The 17,294-nt window shown below is 40.7% G+C and carries 17 protein-coding genes; 7 read left to right on the forward strand and 10 right to left on the reverse strand.

Annotated features, from left to right (window positions below; genetic code table 11):
- The first annotated feature begins 273 nt into the window (after window positions 1-273).
- Genes BMW86_RS07990 through BMW86_RS08000 form a run of 3 tightly spaced genes read left to right on the forward strand, consistent with a single transcriptional unit; the run spans window position 274 to window position 3,377 of the window.
- Complete coding sequence (locus BMW86_RS07990; protein ID WP_089783596.1) at window positions 274-660, forward strand: ribosomal maturation YjgA family protein; 387 nt, start codon at window positions 274-276, stop codon at window positions 658-660.
- A gap of 33 nt (window positions 661-693) precedes the next feature.
- Window positions 694-3,081 carry a CBM35 domain-containing protein gene (locus tag BMW86_RS07995; RefSeq protein ID WP_089780659.1) on the forward strand — a complete coding sequence of 796 codons (2,388 nt, stop codon included), beginning with the start codon at window positions 694-696 and terminating at the stop codon, window positions 3,079-3,081.
- Window positions 3,082-3,137: 56 nt separating this feature from the next.
- Entirely contained in the window at window positions 3,138-3,377 is a 240-nt protein-coding gene (locus BMW86_RS08000; RefSeq protein WP_218149129.1) for a GlsB/YeaQ/YmgE family stress response membrane protein, read from the forward strand.
- A 23-nt stretch (window positions 3,378-3,400) separates the two neighbouring features.
- On the opposite strand, the gene BMW86_RS08005 is transcribed toward BMW86_RS08000, so the two are convergent.
- From BMW86_RS08005 to BMW86_RS08035, 7 genes are all read right to left on the reverse strand, one after another.
- Complete coding sequence (locus BMW86_RS08005) at window positions 3,401-4,456, reverse strand: hypothetical protein (protein WP_143056521.1); 1,056 nt, start codon at window positions 4,454-4,456, stop codon at window positions 3,401-3,403.
- A gap of 160 nt (window positions 4,457-4,616) precedes the next feature.
- On the reverse strand, window positions 4,617-5,549 hold the full coding sequence (locus BMW86_RS08010) for a FecR family protein (RefSeq protein WP_089780665.1): 933 nt from the start codon (window positions 5,547-5,549) through the stop codon (window positions 4,617-4,619).
- Complete coding sequence (locus BMW86_RS08015) at window positions 5,543-6,157, reverse strand: RNA polymerase sigma-70 factor (protein WP_177189193.1); 615 nt, start codon at window positions 6,155-6,157, stop codon at window positions 5,543-5,545. Before BMW86_RS08015 ends, BMW86_RS08010 begins: the two co-directional genes overlap by 7 nt.
- Before the next feature lie 51 nt (window positions 6,158-6,208).
- Window positions 6,209-7,003 (reverse strand): glycosyltransferase family 2 protein, encoded by a 795-nt coding sequence (locus BMW86_RS08020; RefSeq protein WP_089780669.1) that lies wholly within the window; start codon window positions 7,001-7,003, stop codon window positions 6,209-6,211.
- Window positions 7,000-8,061 carry an NAD-dependent epimerase/dehydratase family protein gene (locus BMW86_RS08025; RefSeq protein WP_089780671.1) on the reverse strand — a complete coding sequence of 354 codons (1,062 nt, stop codon included), beginning with the start codon at window positions 8,059-8,061 and terminating at the stop codon, window positions 7,000-7,002. The genes BMW86_RS08020 and BMW86_RS08025 overlap by 4 nt, the downstream gene beginning before the upstream one ends.
- A 5-nt stretch (window positions 8,062-8,066) precedes the next feature.
- Entirely contained in the window at window positions 8,067-9,134 is a 1,068-nt protein-coding gene (locus tag BMW86_RS08030; protein WP_089780673.1) for an NAD-dependent epimerase/dehydratase family protein, read from the reverse strand.
- A 1-nt stretch (window position 9,135) separates the two neighbouring features.
- Complete coding sequence (locus BMW86_RS08035; protein ID WP_089780675.1) at window positions 9,136-10,599, reverse strand: hypothetical protein; 1,464 nt, start codon at window positions 10,597-10,599, stop codon at window positions 9,136-9,138.
- Between the two features lie 174 nt (window positions 10,600-10,773).
- Here BMW86_RS08035 and BMW86_RS08040 point away from each other — a divergent pair, with 174 nt between their 5' ends.
- The 4 genes from BMW86_RS08040 to BMW86_RS08055 all read left to right on the forward strand — a co-directional run bounded on the left by BMW86_RS08040 (window position 10,774) and on the right by BMW86_RS08055 (window position 13,988).
- Window positions 10,774-11,295, forward strand: coding sequence for a DNA-3-methyladenine glycosylase I (locus tag BMW86_RS08040; RefSeq protein WP_255372868.1), 522 nt, complete (start codon window positions 10,774-10,776; stop codon window positions 11,293-11,295).
- Window positions 11,296-11,338: 43 nt separating this feature from the next.
- Window positions 11,339-11,920, forward strand: a complete 582-nt coding sequence (locus BMW86_RS08045) for a Crp/Fnr family transcriptional regulator (RefSeq protein WP_177189194.1) — start codon at window positions 11,339-11,341, stop codon at window positions 11,918-11,920.
- A gap of 103 nt (window positions 11,921-12,023) precedes the next feature.
- A complete protein-coding gene (locus BMW86_RS08050; protein ID WP_255372869.1) occupies window positions 12,024-12,542 on the forward strand; it encodes a YceI family protein in 519 nt (172 codons plus the stop codon).
- A gap of 183 nt (window positions 12,543-12,725) precedes the next feature.
- Window positions 12,726-13,988 carry a BamA/TamA family outer membrane protein gene (locus BMW86_RS08055; RefSeq protein ID WP_089780681.1) on the forward strand — a complete coding sequence of 421 codons (1,263 nt, stop codon included), beginning with the start codon at window positions 12,726-12,728 and terminating at the stop codon, window positions 13,986-13,988.
- Window position 13,989: 1 nt separating this feature from the next.
- Here BMW86_RS08055 and BMW86_RS08060 read toward each other — a convergent pair whose 3' ends face one another.
- Genes BMW86_RS08060 through BMW86_RS08070 form a run of 3 tightly spaced genes read right to left on the reverse strand, consistent with a single transcriptional unit; the run spans window position 13,990 to window position 17,182 of the window.
- Entirely contained in the window at window positions 13,990-15,312 is a 1,323-nt protein-coding gene (locus BMW86_RS08060) for a right-handed parallel beta-helix repeat-containing protein (protein ID WP_089780682.1), read from the reverse strand.
- Between the two features lie 46 nt (window positions 15,313-15,358).
- Window positions 15,359-16,276 carry a helix-turn-helix domain-containing protein gene (locus BMW86_RS08065; RefSeq protein WP_089780685.1) on the reverse strand — a complete coding sequence of 306 codons (918 nt, stop codon included), beginning with the start codon at window positions 16,274-16,276 and terminating at the stop codon, window positions 15,359-15,361.
- Window positions 16,277-16,288: 12 nt separating this feature from the next.
- Window positions 16,289-17,182 (reverse strand): NmrA family NAD(P)-binding protein, encoded by an 894-nt coding sequence (locus BMW86_RS08070; protein ID WP_089780687.1) that lies wholly within the window; start codon window positions 17,180-17,182, stop codon window positions 16,289-16,291.
- Between the last annotated feature and the right edge of the window lie 112 nt (window positions 17,183-17,294).

Below are 17,294 nucleotides of genomic sequence, written 5' to 3' on the forward strand. Positions count from 1 at the left end.
GAAATTTCTTTCCGAGAGACCTGTTTATGAGTGGTTTATATAAAAGAGCCCTATATTTTATTCAACGTCCTAAAATTATAGGGTTTTCTTAACAAAACCTGTTAACAGAAACTCTATAGAATGTTAACGGATCTTAAACCTTGATAAACGATTAATAAAATGCCCTTATTTTTAGAAGATTATTATATAGGATCTATTATAAGACCTATATTTTCACACCATTTGTAAATGCAGAATAATATTATTTACTTTGTATTTCAAAGTACTTTACTCATGAGCTTTCACAAGAACTATTTTATCCTGACAATACTGCTGTTCATAACAGAAATACTGATTGCACGATACCTTCACGATAACATCATAAGACCCTATGGTGGAGATTTTCTGGTAGTAATACTTATTTACTGCATGGTTAAAACATTCTTAAACACACCGATTGTACCTACAGCCATTGCCGTATTGCTATTTGCATACGTTGTAGAGATATTACAATATTTCCGTTTAATTGTTTTGCTGGGCCTCCAGCATTCAAGATTAGCCTGCATTATATTTGGTACCAGCTTCTCCTGGACAGACATGTTATGTTATACATCAGGCATAGCAGTTGTGATCGCTGTTGAAATGGGCAGAACTTCCAAATCATTATATTTGAAAACCTGAAAAGCTACCTATCCCTCACCAATAACATGAAATATGAAAAACACACTTTTTACCTTTATCTGCCTGTTATTTATTTCCACGGCCTTTCCACAGACATATGAAGCCGAATCCGGTACACTTTCCGGTGGCGCCAACATACAAAGCTGTAGCGGTTGTTCCGGCAGCAGTCAGGTCGGTTACTTAGGCGGCCCTACGAATGGGATGGTCACCATTCCCGTAAATGTTAGGGTTGCCGGCAACTACACCCTTACCATATATTATTGCACCGCCGACCCACGTACGATCTTCGTCACACCAAACAATGGCGCCTACACCGGTATAAACTGTGCTGCTTCCGGCGGCTGGACTACCGTAGACAGCACCACTATAGATCTGATGCTGAATGCAGGCAATAACACCATCAGGCTGGATAATGGCCAGGGAGGTTACGGACCTAATATCGACAAGGTTAAATTACAGCAAAGTGTGACCATCAACTTTGGCTCCGGTAATACCATCTTTTATAACCTCAGTACTGGTACATACAATGTGTCTTTCGGTAATAAACAGCTCATTAAAGATGCCTATGCTGTCTGTAACTCCGATGCTACCTATTCCAGCTACACAGGATATACCAGTCGCTCTTATTCATCTGCAAGTATTACAGATGCGTTCGGCAACGGTACTAAACATATCATCACAATGAATGGCAGCGGATTGTTGCAAATGCAGCAGGTATTTTATACCTACAGCGGAAAAGACTATTTCTTCACCGAAGTATTGCTGAACGGCAACGGCTCCAACTGCTACCGTATGTCACCATTAACCACCACAAAGGTCACATTACCTGCCGGCGGAGATATGAGAGCGTTAAACGTTCCTTTTGATAATGATGCCTGGGTAAGGTACAATGCATTGCCAATGGCTTCCGCCAACTTCACCGGTGCGGAAGTAGCCGGTCTCTATGACAATACCTCCAGGAATGGCCTGATAGTAGGCTCCGTAGAACATACTACCTGGAAAACAGGCGTGACTGTTACCGGCAACGGCACTGGCTTGACAGTCTTCGGTGGCTTCACCAGCGCTACCGTTACCCGCGACGGACGTGGACACGGCTGGGTAAACGTAGGCGGTACCAGCTGTAAATCACCTAAGATATTCGTAGACTATGAAAGCGACTGGAGAAATGCTTTCGAAACTTATGGCAGCGCTACCGCCCTCGCCGAACCACGGTATAATTCTACCTGGACACATGGCACTCCCTTTGGCTGGAATAGCTGGGGGGCAGTCCAGTCGAACCTTACACTTGCAAAAGCGACATCTGTTGTTGACTTCTTTGCCAACAACTGCACTACCTTCAGAAACAGTGATAATACCCTGTACATCGACCTCGATTCCTACTGGGACAACCTTACTTCCGGCGGCTGGACAGGCGATTTCAGTCAGCTCACCACTTTCGTAAACTATTGTAAAAGCAAAGGTTTTAAGGCGGGCATATACTGGGCTCCATTTGTTGACTGGGGCAAAAATGCCGGCGGCACAGTAGAAGGCACCTCTTACCAGTATCAAAGCTGCTGGACAAAGGTAAACGGCTCCCCGGTAGACCTTGATGGCGCCAGGGCCATGGACCCTACCCACCCTGCCACAAAAGGCAGAATCGCATACCTCATCGGTAAATTCAAAGCCTGTGGTTTCGAAATGATCAAACTCGATTTCCTGGCACATGCCTCACTGGAAGCAGACAGCTATTATGATAACACCATTCATACAGGCATGGAAGCCTTCAGAAAAGGGATGGAATATGTGACAGATCAACTGGGTGGCACCATGCTGACCTATGCCGCCATCAGCCCTAACCTGGCTACCGCCAGATACGTAAACATGCGCCGTATTGCGTGTGATGCCTATAAGGATATCAGCGAAACAGGATATACACTCAATAGTACTACCTATGGATGGTGGCAAAAGAACATCTATAATTATATAGATGCAGATCACCTTGTTTTCGGTACAGAACCGCTGGCTGAAAACCGGGCAAGAATGATTTCCGGCATTGTTACAGGAACACTGATCACTGGTGATGATTATTCCACTACCGGTACATGGACTACCACTGCACAATCCCTGTTGCAAAACCAGGACCTGCTGAATATTTCAAAGAACGGTAATGGAAAAGCTTTCCAGCCTGTAGAAGGGAATACCGGCGATCAACCTAATGAATTATTCACAACCACCATAGGCAATTATCAATACCTGGCCATTGTCAATTATGGTTCGGCTGCTAAAACATACACTATAAACATGGCAAGAATCGGTCTTAACCCAACCGTTAACTATACTGCCGTAAAAGAATTATTTACAGGTGTTACAAGTACTGTGAGTGGTAGTTTGAATGTGACGGTACCGGCCTCAGATGCTAAAATTTATAGGATAACATTTTAACTTAAAGTGAGCGGGCTGAGGCAAAAGTTGTATATTGAATAAAAATAAAACAGTATATGATTTTAACATTGATAATTGGCGCTGTTGCCGGCTGGCTCGCAGGGCAAATAATGAGAGGTAATGGATATGGAATAATCGTGGATATCCTGTTAGGGATTGCAGGAGGATGGTTCGGTGGATGGCTATTTGGAAAACTGGGCATTCATATAGGCTATGGCATCATAGGCTCCCTGTTTGTTGCTGTTGTAGGTGCTGTGATTTTAATATGGCTCACCCGTCTTATAAGCAGAAAGTAAAGTAATTTACTTTCTGCCTTTTTTTAAAACAGTGTGTAATATATAGCTACCTGCGCACCTATCCATGTTCTCGTATCAGTACGGGTACTGGCTCCTTTGGACAGCGCATAAGGTGGGTTAGCGTAATAGAAATGGTTGTAATTTGATATAGGATGGCTTGTATCAGACGTCCTTTTCAGTACATTATAATGTACCTGCACCTGTAATGTCCAGCGCTCATTATATTTTTTAGACCATGCAACGCCATAACGGTACAGGTTTTCGTGAACAGCAGTGCTTATCGGTAATGAATCGGCTAATCTGCTTTTAACCTGTATGCCTGCCGTTGCATTAAAATGCAGCTGCTGTTCCTCATTTAATTTAATGGGCACACCCAGCCCAAAGCGAAAACGGCCTCCTGTAAAAGTAGTCCCGTAAGAAACGATACCATACACATATTTTATTCCCGCCATCAGGGATGCATTCATATATAATATCTCGTCAGCGCTAAATCCCGCTTTGACAAATACTTTATGCCACTCCGCTTTTTCTTTTTTCACAGGGCTGCTGGTATTATCTTTTGGCAGAGAAATGCTACTCTTTTTAAGTGATGCGAAAAGATCTTTCCCTGGTAACTGCTGTAGTAATAACGAAGCTTTCATATTAGTAGCATTTGTCCATATCGGATGGTTAGGTAAATCAAACATCGGCCCTGCACGCTCCTCTGTGGTAGACATTAATCCCTGCTCAATCTGATTATTGTTCGTTGTTCCGGAAGTCTTTGCTGTTTTATTTGTATTACTCTTTACAGAATGGACGCCCACTTTAGGTGTCGATATAATGGGAGAATTGCCCTTTTTCTTTATCACAACAAGTGAAGCCGTTGTGTTTTTCTCCTTTTTTGCCACGGGAGGATCATACTTAACAACCGTTTTTGCATCACTTTTATTCCCTCCAGGCTCGTAGTCCATAAATAAAATATGATCTCCTATAATCTTATAATTTAAGCCTGCCTGTTGCCGTACCTCTTTTAATATATCTGACAACTGCCAGGTACCTCTCCTCAGTGTAATCATCTTCTTCAGAGAAGCATTTTGCATATTTAAAGAATACTCCAATCCTGTTTGTGTAGCAATAGTCCTGGCCAGGTTCGTTATATCAACAGGGCTCCGGGAAATTTTAACAATCGCACGATAATACTGTTGAGCATATAGCTTTCCGGTTAACTGAGATGATAATATGATACAGCACAGAAGTAGGTTAATTCTTTTCAAAATAAATTTCATCCTCGTTTGAATAAGTATAATTGACATTTAAGGTACTTGCAATTACCTGCAGTATATAGTCCAATGATTTATTATCAAAATTGCTGGAAATCCTGAGTGATGCAATTTCAGGATCTTTGAAAAATATTTTCTTATGATAAGCTTTTGCTAAAGATGCAGCCACACTTTTCATATCCTCATCTTCAAAATGAAAAACGAAAGGGACTAAAGAAAAATGCTGATTGTCTTTCCGGAAAGATCCGGTTTGTTCACTGAGGATAGTGAGACTTTCCTTATCATTATACATGATCACCTTTCCGCTGTATACCCTTGTTGTAATAACTGAACCTGTATCTGCAACAGTAAAGGACGTTCCTAACACTTTAATTTTAGCAAGCCCCGCTTTTACTATAAAAGGTTTGCCGGCTACCGGCCGTACATCAAAGAATGCTTCACCCTTTAAAATAACATTCCGCTCTTTCCCCGTAAATGATGTGGAATAACTAAGGCTGCTACCTGCTCCGACAATAGCTACAGAGCTATCGGGTAATATTACTTTTTCAGTTTTATTATTCGTTGTAGCAACTGTTTTAAGGTCTTCTTTTTGAAATAATAATGCGGCGGCAACAGCTATGCAGAACAATAAGCCAGCTGCCGCTATCCATGTAAACCGGGAAATTCTTTTCACTTTTTGCCTGGGTGCAAGGGGTTGCATTTGCTGCCATGCAGCCGGTACATCAGGTTGTTGGTGCGGTTTTGCTGAAGTAGCATTCCACGCATTCCATAAAGCACTAAACTCCCTTTCATTTTCTTCCTTACTCATCCGCCAGTCGTCAATAATCATCGCTTCTTCCGGAGTAGCTTCCCCGGAAAAATACTTTGATAACAACGCATCCATCTCTATCATATTTAAAGCTCTGTTTACCATAAAGAATGCGGGAGTTTATTGATTTCGGTGAATAAATGACAACATATGATCAACCAGTAGGTCTTACCGGACAGGGTAGTCCGTAAAATGCGTAATGCTTTACCCATTTGTGCTTCCACTGTCTTAACCGATATGCCTAACTCTTTCGCTATCTCCTGGTAGGATTTTTCCTCAAATCTGCTCTTATAAAATATTTCACGACATTTTTCGGGAATGGCGTCCATAGCGGACAATACCTCTTTTTTCAAATCCTTTAATGTCAGCTGTTCCTGTTCACCGGTAGTAGTATAGTCTTCATTTGCTGTAAAACGGCTGTGGTGATTCTGCCGTATTTTTTCGCTCTTGATCCTGTTCAGACAGTGATTATGCGTAGCTGCATATAAATAGGCACGGGCGGATTGTCTGATAGTAAGGGCTTCTCTTTTTTGCCATAATTGCGTAAATACCGACTGCACCACATCTTTCGCATCATCATTATCTTTCAATAGGGTATAGGCATACCGATGCAATACTTCAAAATATTCATGAAAATATTGTTCAAGTAAATGATGATCATTTATCAACTCGCTTTCCCGTTCCAATGTTCCGCGTCTGGTATTTATGCCCAAAAGTAGACAATTCTGCGAAAGCGGTACCCTTACGTCAGGGCAAATTTATTTTCAGTTTAATATCGACCCTTCTTCCACAGGGAAACGCCCATTCTTTTGTCTGATATGCACTACTCTCTTCTTAAAATCCCCTCTTGAAAAGAATTTCTCAATCATACAGTACAAATAGATAAAGAAGTACCGGCTACCCATCTCTTTTATTTTCAGCTTGGATGTTCCGGATTTCCTGTTTCGCCAGGAGTTAGGCAGATAAGTATAGGAGTAATTCCTTACAATCGCCTTCAGGGGCAATTCCAGTGTCAGGTTAAAATGCGGCGACAGGAATGGCCTTAATCCATCTATTGTTTCCCTCTTATATAATTTAAAGGCATTGGTCAGGTCCGTATATCTGAGGCCAATACTCCAGCTTATCAGGCGGTTTACAAACCTGTTTAAGAATTTCTTTGGCTGAGGGTAATCGATCACCTCTCCCCCTTTCCCCCACCGGTTACCAAAAACACAATCATAATTCCCCTCCTGCATCTTCCGGTAGAACCTGACCAGGTCAGCAGGATCATCACTTAAATCCGCCATCATAATCGCCACATAATCTCCCGTATAATTATCAAGACCATAACGTACCGCATACCCAAATCCATTAGGCCCATAATTCGTGTAAAACACAAGCGTTGGGACCAGGCTTTTTATATTAGACAGTATTTCGAGTGTATCATCTTTCGAATTATCATTGATCACTACAATTTCATGCGCTATATTTTCTTCCCATAAAGTTTTGTATAAAGAGGTAACCGTTTGATAAATACTCCCTTCTTCATTATATGCCGGAATTACAACTGATAATTTCATAAGCGGTTTTTTATTTCGATAAACATCTGTGACAATATATCTTCCAGGTTATACTTCCAGCTCCATTCAGGATAGTCCTTTTTGAATTTAGTCATATCACTGATGTACCAGATATGATCTCCTATCCTGTTTGTTTCACTATAGGTATAATTCATTTTATTACCCGTAATCTGCTCACAATAATTAATTCCTTCCAGCATAGAACAGTTACTGAATCTACCCCCACCTGCATTATACACCTCTCCCTGCTTAGGCTGCTGATAAAAATGCCAGAACATGTTCACAAGATCCCAGCTATGGATGTTATCCCTCACCTGCTTTCCTTTATAACCCAGCACTGTATAAGGCGTTTGAGTGATCGCACACTTCATCAGATAAGCCAGGAAACCATGCAGCTGCGCACCGCTGTGATTAGGGCCGGTCAAACATCCCCCTCTGAATACCCCTGTATTCATCTGAAAATATTTTCCATATTCCTGTACCATAATATCAGCTGCTGCTTTTGAAGCGCCGAATACAGAATGTTTCGTGTTATCCAGACTGATCTTTTCATCTATACCATCTTTAAAATAAGGATGATTTTCTTCTATTTCCCAGCGTGTTTCCTGTTCTGCCAGTGGTAAAAAATTAGGATTATCTCCATATACCTTATTGGTAGATGTGAAAATAAATACCGCCTTCTGATTATATTGACGGGTGAGTTCCAGTAGGTTTAAGGTACCAGTAGCATTAATCTGAAAATCAGTAAGCGGCTCTCTTGCAGCCCAGTCATGACTTGGTTGAGCAGCACTATGAATGATCAGGTCAATATCTGTATTGTATTCCTTAAAGATCTCTTCCAGTGCGTTGTAATCCCTGATATCTGCATTGTAATGTTTATAATTAGGGATCTCCATTTCCAGCCTGCTTCTATTCCAGCGGGTAGAACTTTCTTTACCAAAGAAATACTCCCGCATATTATTATCAATGCCAATAATCGTATCAAATTTTGAGGCAAAAAACCTCACTGATTCACTTCCGATCAATCCTGCCGATCCTGTGATAATAGCAACACTCATAGATATTAGTTAAGTATAGGTTTTAGTTGTTTCTCATTGTCTTTGATCCATAAAAAGATATCCTGTAATATTTCTTCAACAGATATCATGGGTTCCCATTGAGACAACGTTTGAATTTTATGGCAGTCAGAAATATATAATCTGATATCTGCCTTCCTCGTTTCAGGTATAGCATCAATCAGGATTTTATTACCTGTAATCTGATGACATAATGTTGTAAGCTCCTGTAATGAAGCACTTACTTTGTTTGTACCTCCAATGTTGAAAGTATGACCGGCAAACTTTTTCTCCTGGTGTATCTGCAGATCAATTAAAGAGAAGAGATCTTTGATGTGGATCATATCCCTCAACTGTTTTCCAGTTCCGCCATATCCTACATAGGATAGTTTGTTCTTCCAGAAATGTCTTGCCATCCACAATACCACTACTCCCTGATCTATCTTACCCATCTGATGAGGGCCTGTTATTACACCACACCTGTTAATGACGGTATTCAATCCAAACATCTCATGATATTCTTCTACCATTAATTCTGAGGCCAGTTTTGTAGCGCCATATAAAGACCTTGATCCCCGTAAAGGGAAGTCTTCTGAAATACCTGCTGCACTTACACCTTTAATCTGTTGCGAGGCTGCTATATCAAATCTTGTATCATTCTCTGTTGTGATAATCTCTTCAATAGTTTTTATAGGATACACACGACTTGTAGAGAGGAAGATGAAATTTGCTTTATGTTTCAACGCCAGGTTAAGCGCATGTACAGTACCATTCAGATTCGTTTCAATCAGATAATCTGTGTTGCCATCCAGTCCGGCTAATACGGAAGGTTCTGCAGCAGCGTCAATCACACAACTGACAGGTGTTATAATCTGATCGAAATCATTTTTCTGCCGGATATCGCCATGAATAAATGTGATACCATGCCCCCGTAACCTGATCAGATTCAGTTCAGAACCCCGCCTTTTTAAATTATCCATACACAATATGGAATAGGATGGGTATTTCTCTTTCAATAGTATGGCCAGATTAGAGCCTACAAAACCAGCTCCGCCTGTAATAAGGATTGTATGCACTTTATTGACGTTTTAAATTCCTGACATGGTATACTGTGATAAATAATGTACCTGCCAGTCCGGTTATCATAAATAAATAATAGTGAGCCAGTATCCAGTTGGTAAAAGCATCCAGTCTGCCCGCGGGGGCATCTGGCCTTATATTGGTGGGCAAAATATTTCTGATCTCAGGCCAGTTGAGTATCATTCCCAGGCGTTCCGGATCAGGATAAGGAATATCATAAGGAAGCTTGTGTTTGAGACTAGATGGATTACCTGTCGTCACAAAGTTTCTTACATTCTTTTCCTGTTCTAAGCCCTGCGCATGTTTGGCGTTCAACGCTCCGGACAGTGTATCATTATTAATCAATTTCAACCCGATAAAGAAGAATGCCAGCCAGCCGATCAATCCTGCATATGCCAGTCCATTCCTTTTCTCTAACTGATCTTTTAAAAGGGATATCAGGCAGGCGAAGTTTATCAGTATACACATGGCAAACAGATCCAGGTAACGGGAGCTTAGGCTTGAAGCTGCCCGGCCATAGGCAATACTCATCGACTGTCCCACAGACCATGCAATAAGGCCCAGTAAAATCCATTTCCCGTCATTTACAGGAGGACGTTTCCACAAGAGGATAATTGAAAAAAGTAATGCAGGTATGTTGCGGATTAATGCGGATGAAAAACCGGAAACCAGAGGCCAGCTAAGCGTATTCACTAAGGCACTATAAAACTGTGCTACAGAAGCAGCTTTAAGAGAGGCATGATCGGGCAGAACAGGCGTTAAGAGCATTCCTGTTACCAGTAATACAAGCAGGATAGCGATAGCCAGTAATTGTTTCCAGGACTTCCTCAGTCCTGTTATATAAAATATGATACTGACTATGGCTGCAGCGCTAATAGCAAAAACTCCTGATGCCAGTGAAAAGAATGCCAGTATTGCACAAACAATACCGATCCACCATTTTTTAGAGAATGGTTCATTTGCCAGTGTATACCATAAAGTACCTATGCTAAAAATCAATACGAAATAAAACTGCGACTGAAATCCCCCCAGTGTATTTTCCCAGGCATAAGGAACAAAAAACAGGATGAATGAAAAAATGAGCAGTAACGGCTGATACTTTTTCCCTGTCACCTTTAGCAACAGGTGTATATTTAATATGATTGCAGTGATATGCAATACTGCATTTACAATCATCTGTAATAAAGGATTCCAGAGAACATTTATCTTCAGTAATGCCAGCGCCAGTAGCCTGGTAGTAAAGATTCTATGTTCATTATGCGGAGAAAACAATGCTTTAAACTCCAGCGTTCCATCTGTAAATGGTTTATATAAATTAGCGGCCTCTCCATCCCATTGGTCCCAATGTGGTGTAGCATTCCCGTAATTATGTATCACCCATAATTTAAACCCGTAAAGTAAAATCCCGAATGCTACATACTGCAATAACAGTATGCTGTTACCTGTTTCCTGTCTTTTCATACAACATGATTGTCTGCTGGTACATCAAAGACAATTCAAATTGTATCCTACCCTTACGCCACCGGATTTTTCATTTTGACTACAACATTCATAGACCTTTGTAAAACAATATGTAACTTTAATTCAGAAATTCTTTTAACTTACGATATGTCTTATTGCAGTGTAATCGAGTATATGTCTGAAGATAAAAAGGCTATACATAAACCATATCACGATCATCAGTATGGTTTTCCTATTCATGATGATAACGAATTATTTTGCCGGCTGGTATTGGAAATTAACCAGGCAGGTCTTAGCTGGGAAATCATCCTGAAGAAAGAAGCTACGTTTAGAAAAGCGTACCACAACTTTAATATTAAAAAGGTGGCAGCTTATACAGAGGCAGACAGAGAGCGACTGATCGCAGATCCCGGTATTATCAGAAACCGGCTGAAGATCAATGCCGCTATAGAAAACGCTAAAACTATTCTTCAATTACAAAAGGAACATGGCTCATTTGAAAAGTGGCTGGAATTGCATCATCCTAAAACAAAAGCCGAATGGGTGAAGTTGTTCAAAAAAACTTTCCGGTTTACAGGAGGAGAAATAGTGAATGAGTTTTTGATGAGTGCTGGTTATTTGCCAGGTGCGCATGCAGCAAGTTGTAGTGTTTATAAAAAAGTGTTGAAAGCTGATCCGCTTTGGAACAGGAAATAAATAGGCTCTGAGGAGGCTTATGAGAAAATATTATATTTACTCAATGAATATAGACGTCATTGTATCACACATAAATTCATACGTTACATTAAATGAAGAGGAAGTCAGAGCTTTGAGTTCTTCCCTGATCTCCAAAACAATAAAACAGGGAGAATTAATTGTGGAAAGCGGAGAACCAGCCCGGTATATGATTTTCATGAATGCAGGTTATGTGATGACCTATTATACAGACAAGGATGGTTTTGATCATGTCATCCAGTTTGCCTCAACAGGCTGGTGGTCAGGCGATCTGTACAGCTTATCAGAGAACAAGCCTACTATTTATTCAACACGGGCGTTAAGTGCAGGAGAAGTATTACTCTTTCCCAAAGCAGCCCAGGACCAGCTACTGGATAAGTATCCAAAATTCGAACGTTATTTCCGTATCCTCTTTCACAATGCATTGATGCGGCTACAGTTCCGCATTATCGAGAATTACTCCGCTACAGCAGAAAGCCGTTATCTTTCCTTCCGTGAAAGATTTCCGGGTATGGAACAGCATGTATCTCAAAAACATATTGCATCCTATCTTGGCATCACGCCGGAATTTCTGAGTAAAACCCGAAAAAAGCTGCAACAACAATAAAATCTTAACCTGGTTCAAGATCTTTCCTGTTTTATATTATCCTGGTTCAACGTCCAATAGCCAGCGCTGGTGTAGTTTTGTGATAGTTATTAACATCACAATTATGGCTATGACAACAGCAACAAAATGGATAATTGATCCGGCGCATTCTGATATTCAGTTTAAAGTAAAACACCTGGGCATGTTTAACGTTACCGGGACTTTTAAACAATTTGAAGGAGATGTAGTAAGTGAGCATGAAGACTTTAGTGACGCAGTTATCAATTTTACCATTCACACAAACAGTATCGATACCAATCAACCGGACAGGGACACTCATCTTAAATCCGCCGATTTCTTCAATACTGAAAAATATCCTCATATTACTTTTAAGGGTACATATAATAATGATACCCTTTCCGGCAACCTTACTATTAACGACATAACCCAGCCCGTTACATTAAACGCTGAATTAACCGGCGTTGGCAAAGGACGCTTCGGAGAAACCAGGGCGGGCTTTGAGGTAGATGGAAAAATCAACCGTAAAGATTTTGGGCTGGTCTGGAATCTGCTGATGGAAACTGGCGGCGTTGTAGTTAGTGAGGAAATAAAGCTGCATTTCAATATACAGTTAACCACGTAAACACCTAACAAAAGGTATAAAGCCCTTTATTCACCTTTCTGAATGACAGGTGGATAAAGGGCACAAACAATGCTGGTTTAAAATTTGTAGGTTGATGTAAAGAACAATATAAATAACCCATTGCTACATTATAAAAGTGCGCAAGGCCAGTGCCGCAAAATATTTTGTCTGTTACTCTTCCTCATGATGGGCATACATAAGTATGCATATGCCCAGACACCCGTTCATGCAGATTCTCTGAACGTGGACTCTTTACCCAATACGCATATCAAGACAGAAGATCTTTCCCGGCAGTACGACATTGCCAATCTGATCAAAAGTGTTTTTTACCCAAACAGAGCTCCCCGCCAGCGGACTAAGAAGCCTTCAGGGATTGTTGTCATTCCTAATATAGCATCCAACCCGAGTATCGGGTCTCAGATAGGCATTAAAGCCGTAGCAGGCAGGAAACTGGGTAACGATCCCAACACATTGATGTCTGTAGCAGCTACATCAGCATCTATTACTACCAAGGGGATCATTTATTTCTACGTCAATCATAATATTTACACGCCCGGCAATAAGTGGAACCTTCAGGGTAATATAGTAGCCGCAAAGACCGTCACACCCGATTTCGGACTAGGGATAGCCCAGCCTTCCAATGGCAGTGAAGAAGATAAAATATTAGCCAACCCAGGTAGAAAGGGCCGTGCCCTCTATGGTCAATATTATAACATTAGAGAAAAAGTATATAAGGAAGTACAAAAAAATCTCTTTGTGGGAGTGGGAGTATCTTTTGATATAAGAAGAGACCTTCACAGCAAGGATACAAGCAACTTAACCCCTTATAATATTTACAGCGACAGACACGGGTTTAACAGGACCCACTACATGGCGAACGGCCTTTTTTTCAACGCCCAATATACCACTCGTGATAACCAGAACCGTGCGTATAAAGGAATTTATGCTGATGCAGGCTTTCGTGTAAACCAAACCTGGATGGGAAGTACAAAAGGGGCTTTACAATTCACTACTGATTTCAGGAAGTACTTTAGTCTTTCCCGCCGTAATCCGGAACATGTGTTAGCCTTCTGGAACTGGGGCTCTTATCTGCTGAGTGGGAATATCCCCTACCTGGAACTACCGGGTACGGCTAAAGATGCTGGATTCCACAGTGGAAGAGGATATACCACTGGTTATTTTAAAGGCACAAAATACAATGATGCCGAAGTGGAATACCGCTTTCCCATATTAAGGAATAAGTTCCTCAGTGGTGTTGCCTTCTTTCATATGCAAACCGCCAATGACGAATCAGGTACAAAACTATTCCAGGTATGGCAGCCTGGAGGCGGTGCGGGTTTACGTGTACTCTTCAATAAGAATACACGCACCAACCTCTGTCTGGATTATGCCTGGGGGAAATATGGCGCCAAAGGATTCTTTCTTGGCCTGAATGAAGCATTCTAAATTATTCAAAGCAGCCAAGGTCAGGTGCAGCACCTTTAAATGGATAGCCAATATCCATTCCTTTATCAAGCAGATCACTACCCGGAGCAAGACGCATAAAATTATTCACGGGTAAACTACCATCCGCTTCTCTGGGTGCAGTCAATAAACTTTGATTTACACTTAAGAAGTCGGCTTCAGTAACAGTCACAGGCAGATTAAAATAATTGCTATCTGCATTGCAGGCATCAAAATCTATATTACTATATTCTGCGCTTCTCGCGCCATAGCCCAGGTTATTTTTCAGATTATGACCATAACCGGAAACATCCGCAGTATAATCTGCACTTCTGTTAAGCATGTTATAATTCACTGCATTATTATACGCAGTATTATTTAACCAGTTACTTCCTCCCAGATGATGATTGGAATAAAAACCATTGGCTTTATTCCGTACACTCAAACAAAACCTGATATTGTTGCGGGGTATAACCGGCGGTGCTTTAGGTGTAGCAGAAACGCCATATCCACCTGCTTTAAATCCATTACCATCTCCCAGACTTCCAAAGGAAGTGGAATAGCCATTATAAAACGACCAGCAGTTTTCAAATGTAACGGCCTCTAATGCATTGATACAATCATATCCATCATCACTATTAAACCATGCCCTGCAACCTCTGAAAACATTGTTTACATAACCTACTCCATATTGGGAAGGATGGCAGCCAAAACCATCAGTATTACCACCCTTCTGATTCTCAGAAACATTATCCCAGTTATTATAAGCATCACAGTTTAAGATCAGGTTATTCCCTCCTTTATTTAGATAAAACCCGATAGCTTTTCCATCATGCATACTTAGCATTTCATAAATATTGTTGCTGCCCTGGTTTTCAAAACATTCGCTCTGGGTATGAGTAGTAATCGTTACCTGTACACCTGTTACTTCCAGTCCCCTGATATGTATCCAGGAGCCTGTCACCTGAAAAGCATTGATTCTGTAACCTGCAGGTTTAATAGTGGAATAGTCAAACACTGGTTTCTCTCCGGGGTAAGCCCAGTAGTTAATACGCTTTCCGGCACTACCGCTTTTATCAAGCAATGTGACATATGCCCATATACCAGTGTACTTAGCTATCTGTGCATCTGTCATAGTATAGTTACCACCACGAATATAAACAGTGTCTCCGGCAACTATGGTACTCTGGGCTCTTTGTATAGTCAGAAACGGCTGACTGATAGTACCTGTGTTAGTATCATTGCCATTACCGGCTACATAATAAACGCTGGCAAATGACGGATAGATACAAAGACTAAAGAAGATAGTAAGGATAAGTATTTTCATATTATTAATTCGGCGGATTATAAACAATAAATTTCGACATTTAATTTCAATTAAAAGAATGCCGGAATTCCAAAGGAGAAAGATTGGTTTTTGTCTTAAATAACTTGCTGAAAGACTGTGAATGCTCAAACCCTAATTCATAGGCAATTTCACTTACGGATAAACCAGTGGTAGATAGTTTCTCCTTTGCCTTTTCTATCAGGAAATCATGTATATGTTGCTGGGTACTCTTACCTGTTAATGCTTTAAGCGATCCACTTAAATAACCGGGAGATATGTTCAATGCCTCTGCAATATACTGAACAGTCGGCAATCCTTTTTTCATTAAGGTATCGCTGTTGAAATATTCCATCAGAATTTCTTCCAGACGATGCAGAATTTTATGGTTGGCTATTTTCCTTGTGATGAACTGACGATCATAAAATCTTTCCGAATAAGTAAGCAATAATTCAATTTGAGCAATAATAATATCCTGACTGAATTTGTCAATATTGGAACGATATTCCTGTTCCATGTTATGCATCATGCCTGTAATCGTTGTTTCTTCTTTTTCTGAAAGATACAAGGCTTCATTTACTGAATAGTTAAAGTATTCATATTGCTTTATCTTTTTAGCCAAAGGTGTATTCCACAAAAAATCGGGATGGATCAGTAATAACCATCCCGAATGAGTTAATGCTGCACCTTTCTCTATCTCAATACCAAAAACCTGACCAGGTGAAATAAAAAACATGATCCCTTCATCAAAATCATATTCCTGCTGACCGTATTTCATTCTGGCATTAAAATTCCTTTTAAGTGAAATCGAATAAAAATCAAAGACTAAACTGATTGATTCGAAAGGAAACCCCTTAATGGATTCAAAATTCAGCACACTGATTAACGGATGCTCCGGCTTAGGAAGCCCCATAATCTGATGATATTCACTTATGGTCTTAATCCGCTGAAGTTGGGTGTTTGCCATATAACAATATAATCAATTTTGTTTAAAGGCGGCAGCAAATTCCTTCGCAAACGCCGTCAACTTTACGGTACCCATCACAGGTCTGTTCCGGTAATAATCCTCAAATAATTCCCCGCTATGCATGCTTGCATTCATCTCGACAAAACCAGCGGCCATACTTACAGACATTCCGCCTGCTATTAAACCACTTTGCAATTGTTCGTTAGAAATAACGATCCATTTTAAATCCGGCTTGCCAATAGCAGCACCTAAAATACCCGCAACTTCATTACCCGTAAGTTCCTCACTTGCCACATATCGTACTTTTCTGCCAACAAGCGGTGTTACTATTTCTTCAGCAATGGCGGCAGCAATATCTATCGGAGAAACCCATACTACTTTATCCTCAGCACCATAGTTTGATGTTATCATACCTGTGTTTTTTATCCCGGCTAAAAAGCCGAATAAATTGTAATAGAAAGCAGTAGGACGCATAAATGTGATGGCAACATCGGAAAGATTGTTCAGGATATCTTCTAAAACATGATGCAGAAGAATGAGACCAGAGTTCTTCTCTAAATGAGCACCAATACTGCTGAGGTGAACTACCCGCTTAACCCCGGATTTTTCGATGGCTTTGACAAAGTTATTACCGATTCCAACGCAATGCTCCATCAGATCAAAATCAGGATTGAAGAAGTTGGGAGGCGGCACCATTGTATACACAGCATCTGCCCCGGTAAATGTGGCTGTAAGAAAATCAGCGTCTTCCAGTGTGCCGATAGCAGCGGTAGCTCCCAATGCTTCAATGTCTTTTTGTCTTTCGGGTTTGCTGCTGATCACTGTAACCATATGCCCTTTTTGTACTAATTCTTTAGCCAGTGGCTGACCGATATGTCCTAACGAACCTGTAAGTATAATTTTCATTTTCCTATTTCTTTTGTTGTTGTAAAGTTGCGCAACAACTAAGAAACGGTTGTAGTCTAATCGACTATTGTTGTAGTCGAATATGGACTAAATTGAGGCAATTGGTCTCCTT

Origin of the sequence: Chitinophaga sp. YR573, from assembly GCF_900110995.1 — a bacterium.
In the GTDB taxonomy this organism is placed as follows: Bacteria; Bacteroidota; Bacteroidia; order Chitinophagales; family Chitinophagaceae; genus Chitinophaga.

Excerpts from the sequence above, each read along its gene's own strand:
- BMW86_RS07995 (WP_089780659.1), top strand. The coding sequence starts at position 694 with ATGAAAAACACACTTTTTACCTTTATCTGCCTGTTATTTATTTCCACG.
- BMW86_RS08020 (WP_089780669.1), bottom strand. The coding sequence starts at position 7,003 with ATGAAATTATCAGTTGTAATTCCGGCATATAATGAAGAAGGGAGTATT.
- BMW86_RS08035 (WP_089780675.1), bottom strand. The coding sequence starts at position 10,599 with ATGAAAAGACAGGAAACAGGTAACAGCATACTGTTATTGCAGTATGTA.
- BMW86_RS07990 (WP_089783596.1), top strand. The coding sequence starts at position 274 with ATGAGCTTTCACAAGAACTATTTTATCCTGACAATACTGCTGTTCATA.
- BMW86_RS08010 (WP_089780665.1), bottom strand. The coding sequence starts at position 5,549 with ATGGTAAACAGAGCTTTAAATATGATAGAGATGGATGCGTTGTTATCA.
- BMW86_RS08070 (WP_089780687.1), bottom strand. The coding sequence starts at position 17,182 with ATGAAAATTATACTTACAGGTTCGTTAGGACATATCGGTCAGCCACTG.
- BMW86_RS08060 (WP_089780682.1), bottom strand. The coding sequence starts at position 15,312 with ATGAAAATACTTATCCTTACTATCTTCTTTAGTCTTTGTATCTATCCG.
- BMW86_RS08065 (WP_089780685.1), bottom strand. The coding sequence starts at position 16,276 with ATGGCAAACACCCAACTTCAGCGGATTAAGACCATAAGTGAATATCAT.
- BMW86_RS08045 (WP_177189194.1), top strand. The coding sequence starts at position 11,339 with ATGAATATAGACGTCATTGTATCACACATAAATTCATACGTTACATTA.
- BMW86_RS08040 (WP_255372868.1), top strand. The coding sequence starts at position 10,774 with ATGTCTGAAGATAAAAAGGCTATACATAAACCATATCACGATCATCAG.
- BMW86_RS08050 (WP_255372869.1), top strand. The coding sequence starts at position 12,024 with ATGGCTATGACAACAGCAACAAAATGGATAATTGATCCGGCGCATTCT.
- BMW86_RS08000 (WP_218149129.1), top strand. The coding sequence starts at position 3,138 with ATGATTTTAACATTGATAATTGGCGCTGTTGCCGGCTGGCTCGCAGGG.
- BMW86_RS08025 (WP_089780671.1), bottom strand. The coding sequence starts at position 8,061 with ATGAGTGTTGCTATTATCACAGGATCGGCAGGATTGATCGGAAGTGAA.
- BMW86_RS08005 (WP_143056521.1), bottom strand. The coding sequence starts at position 4,456 with ATGCAAAATGCTTCTCTGAAGAAGATGATTACACTGAGGAGAGGTACC.
- BMW86_RS08055 (WP_089780681.1), top strand. The coding sequence starts at position 12,726 with ATGATGGGCATACATAAGTATGCATATGCCCAGACACCCGTTCATGCA.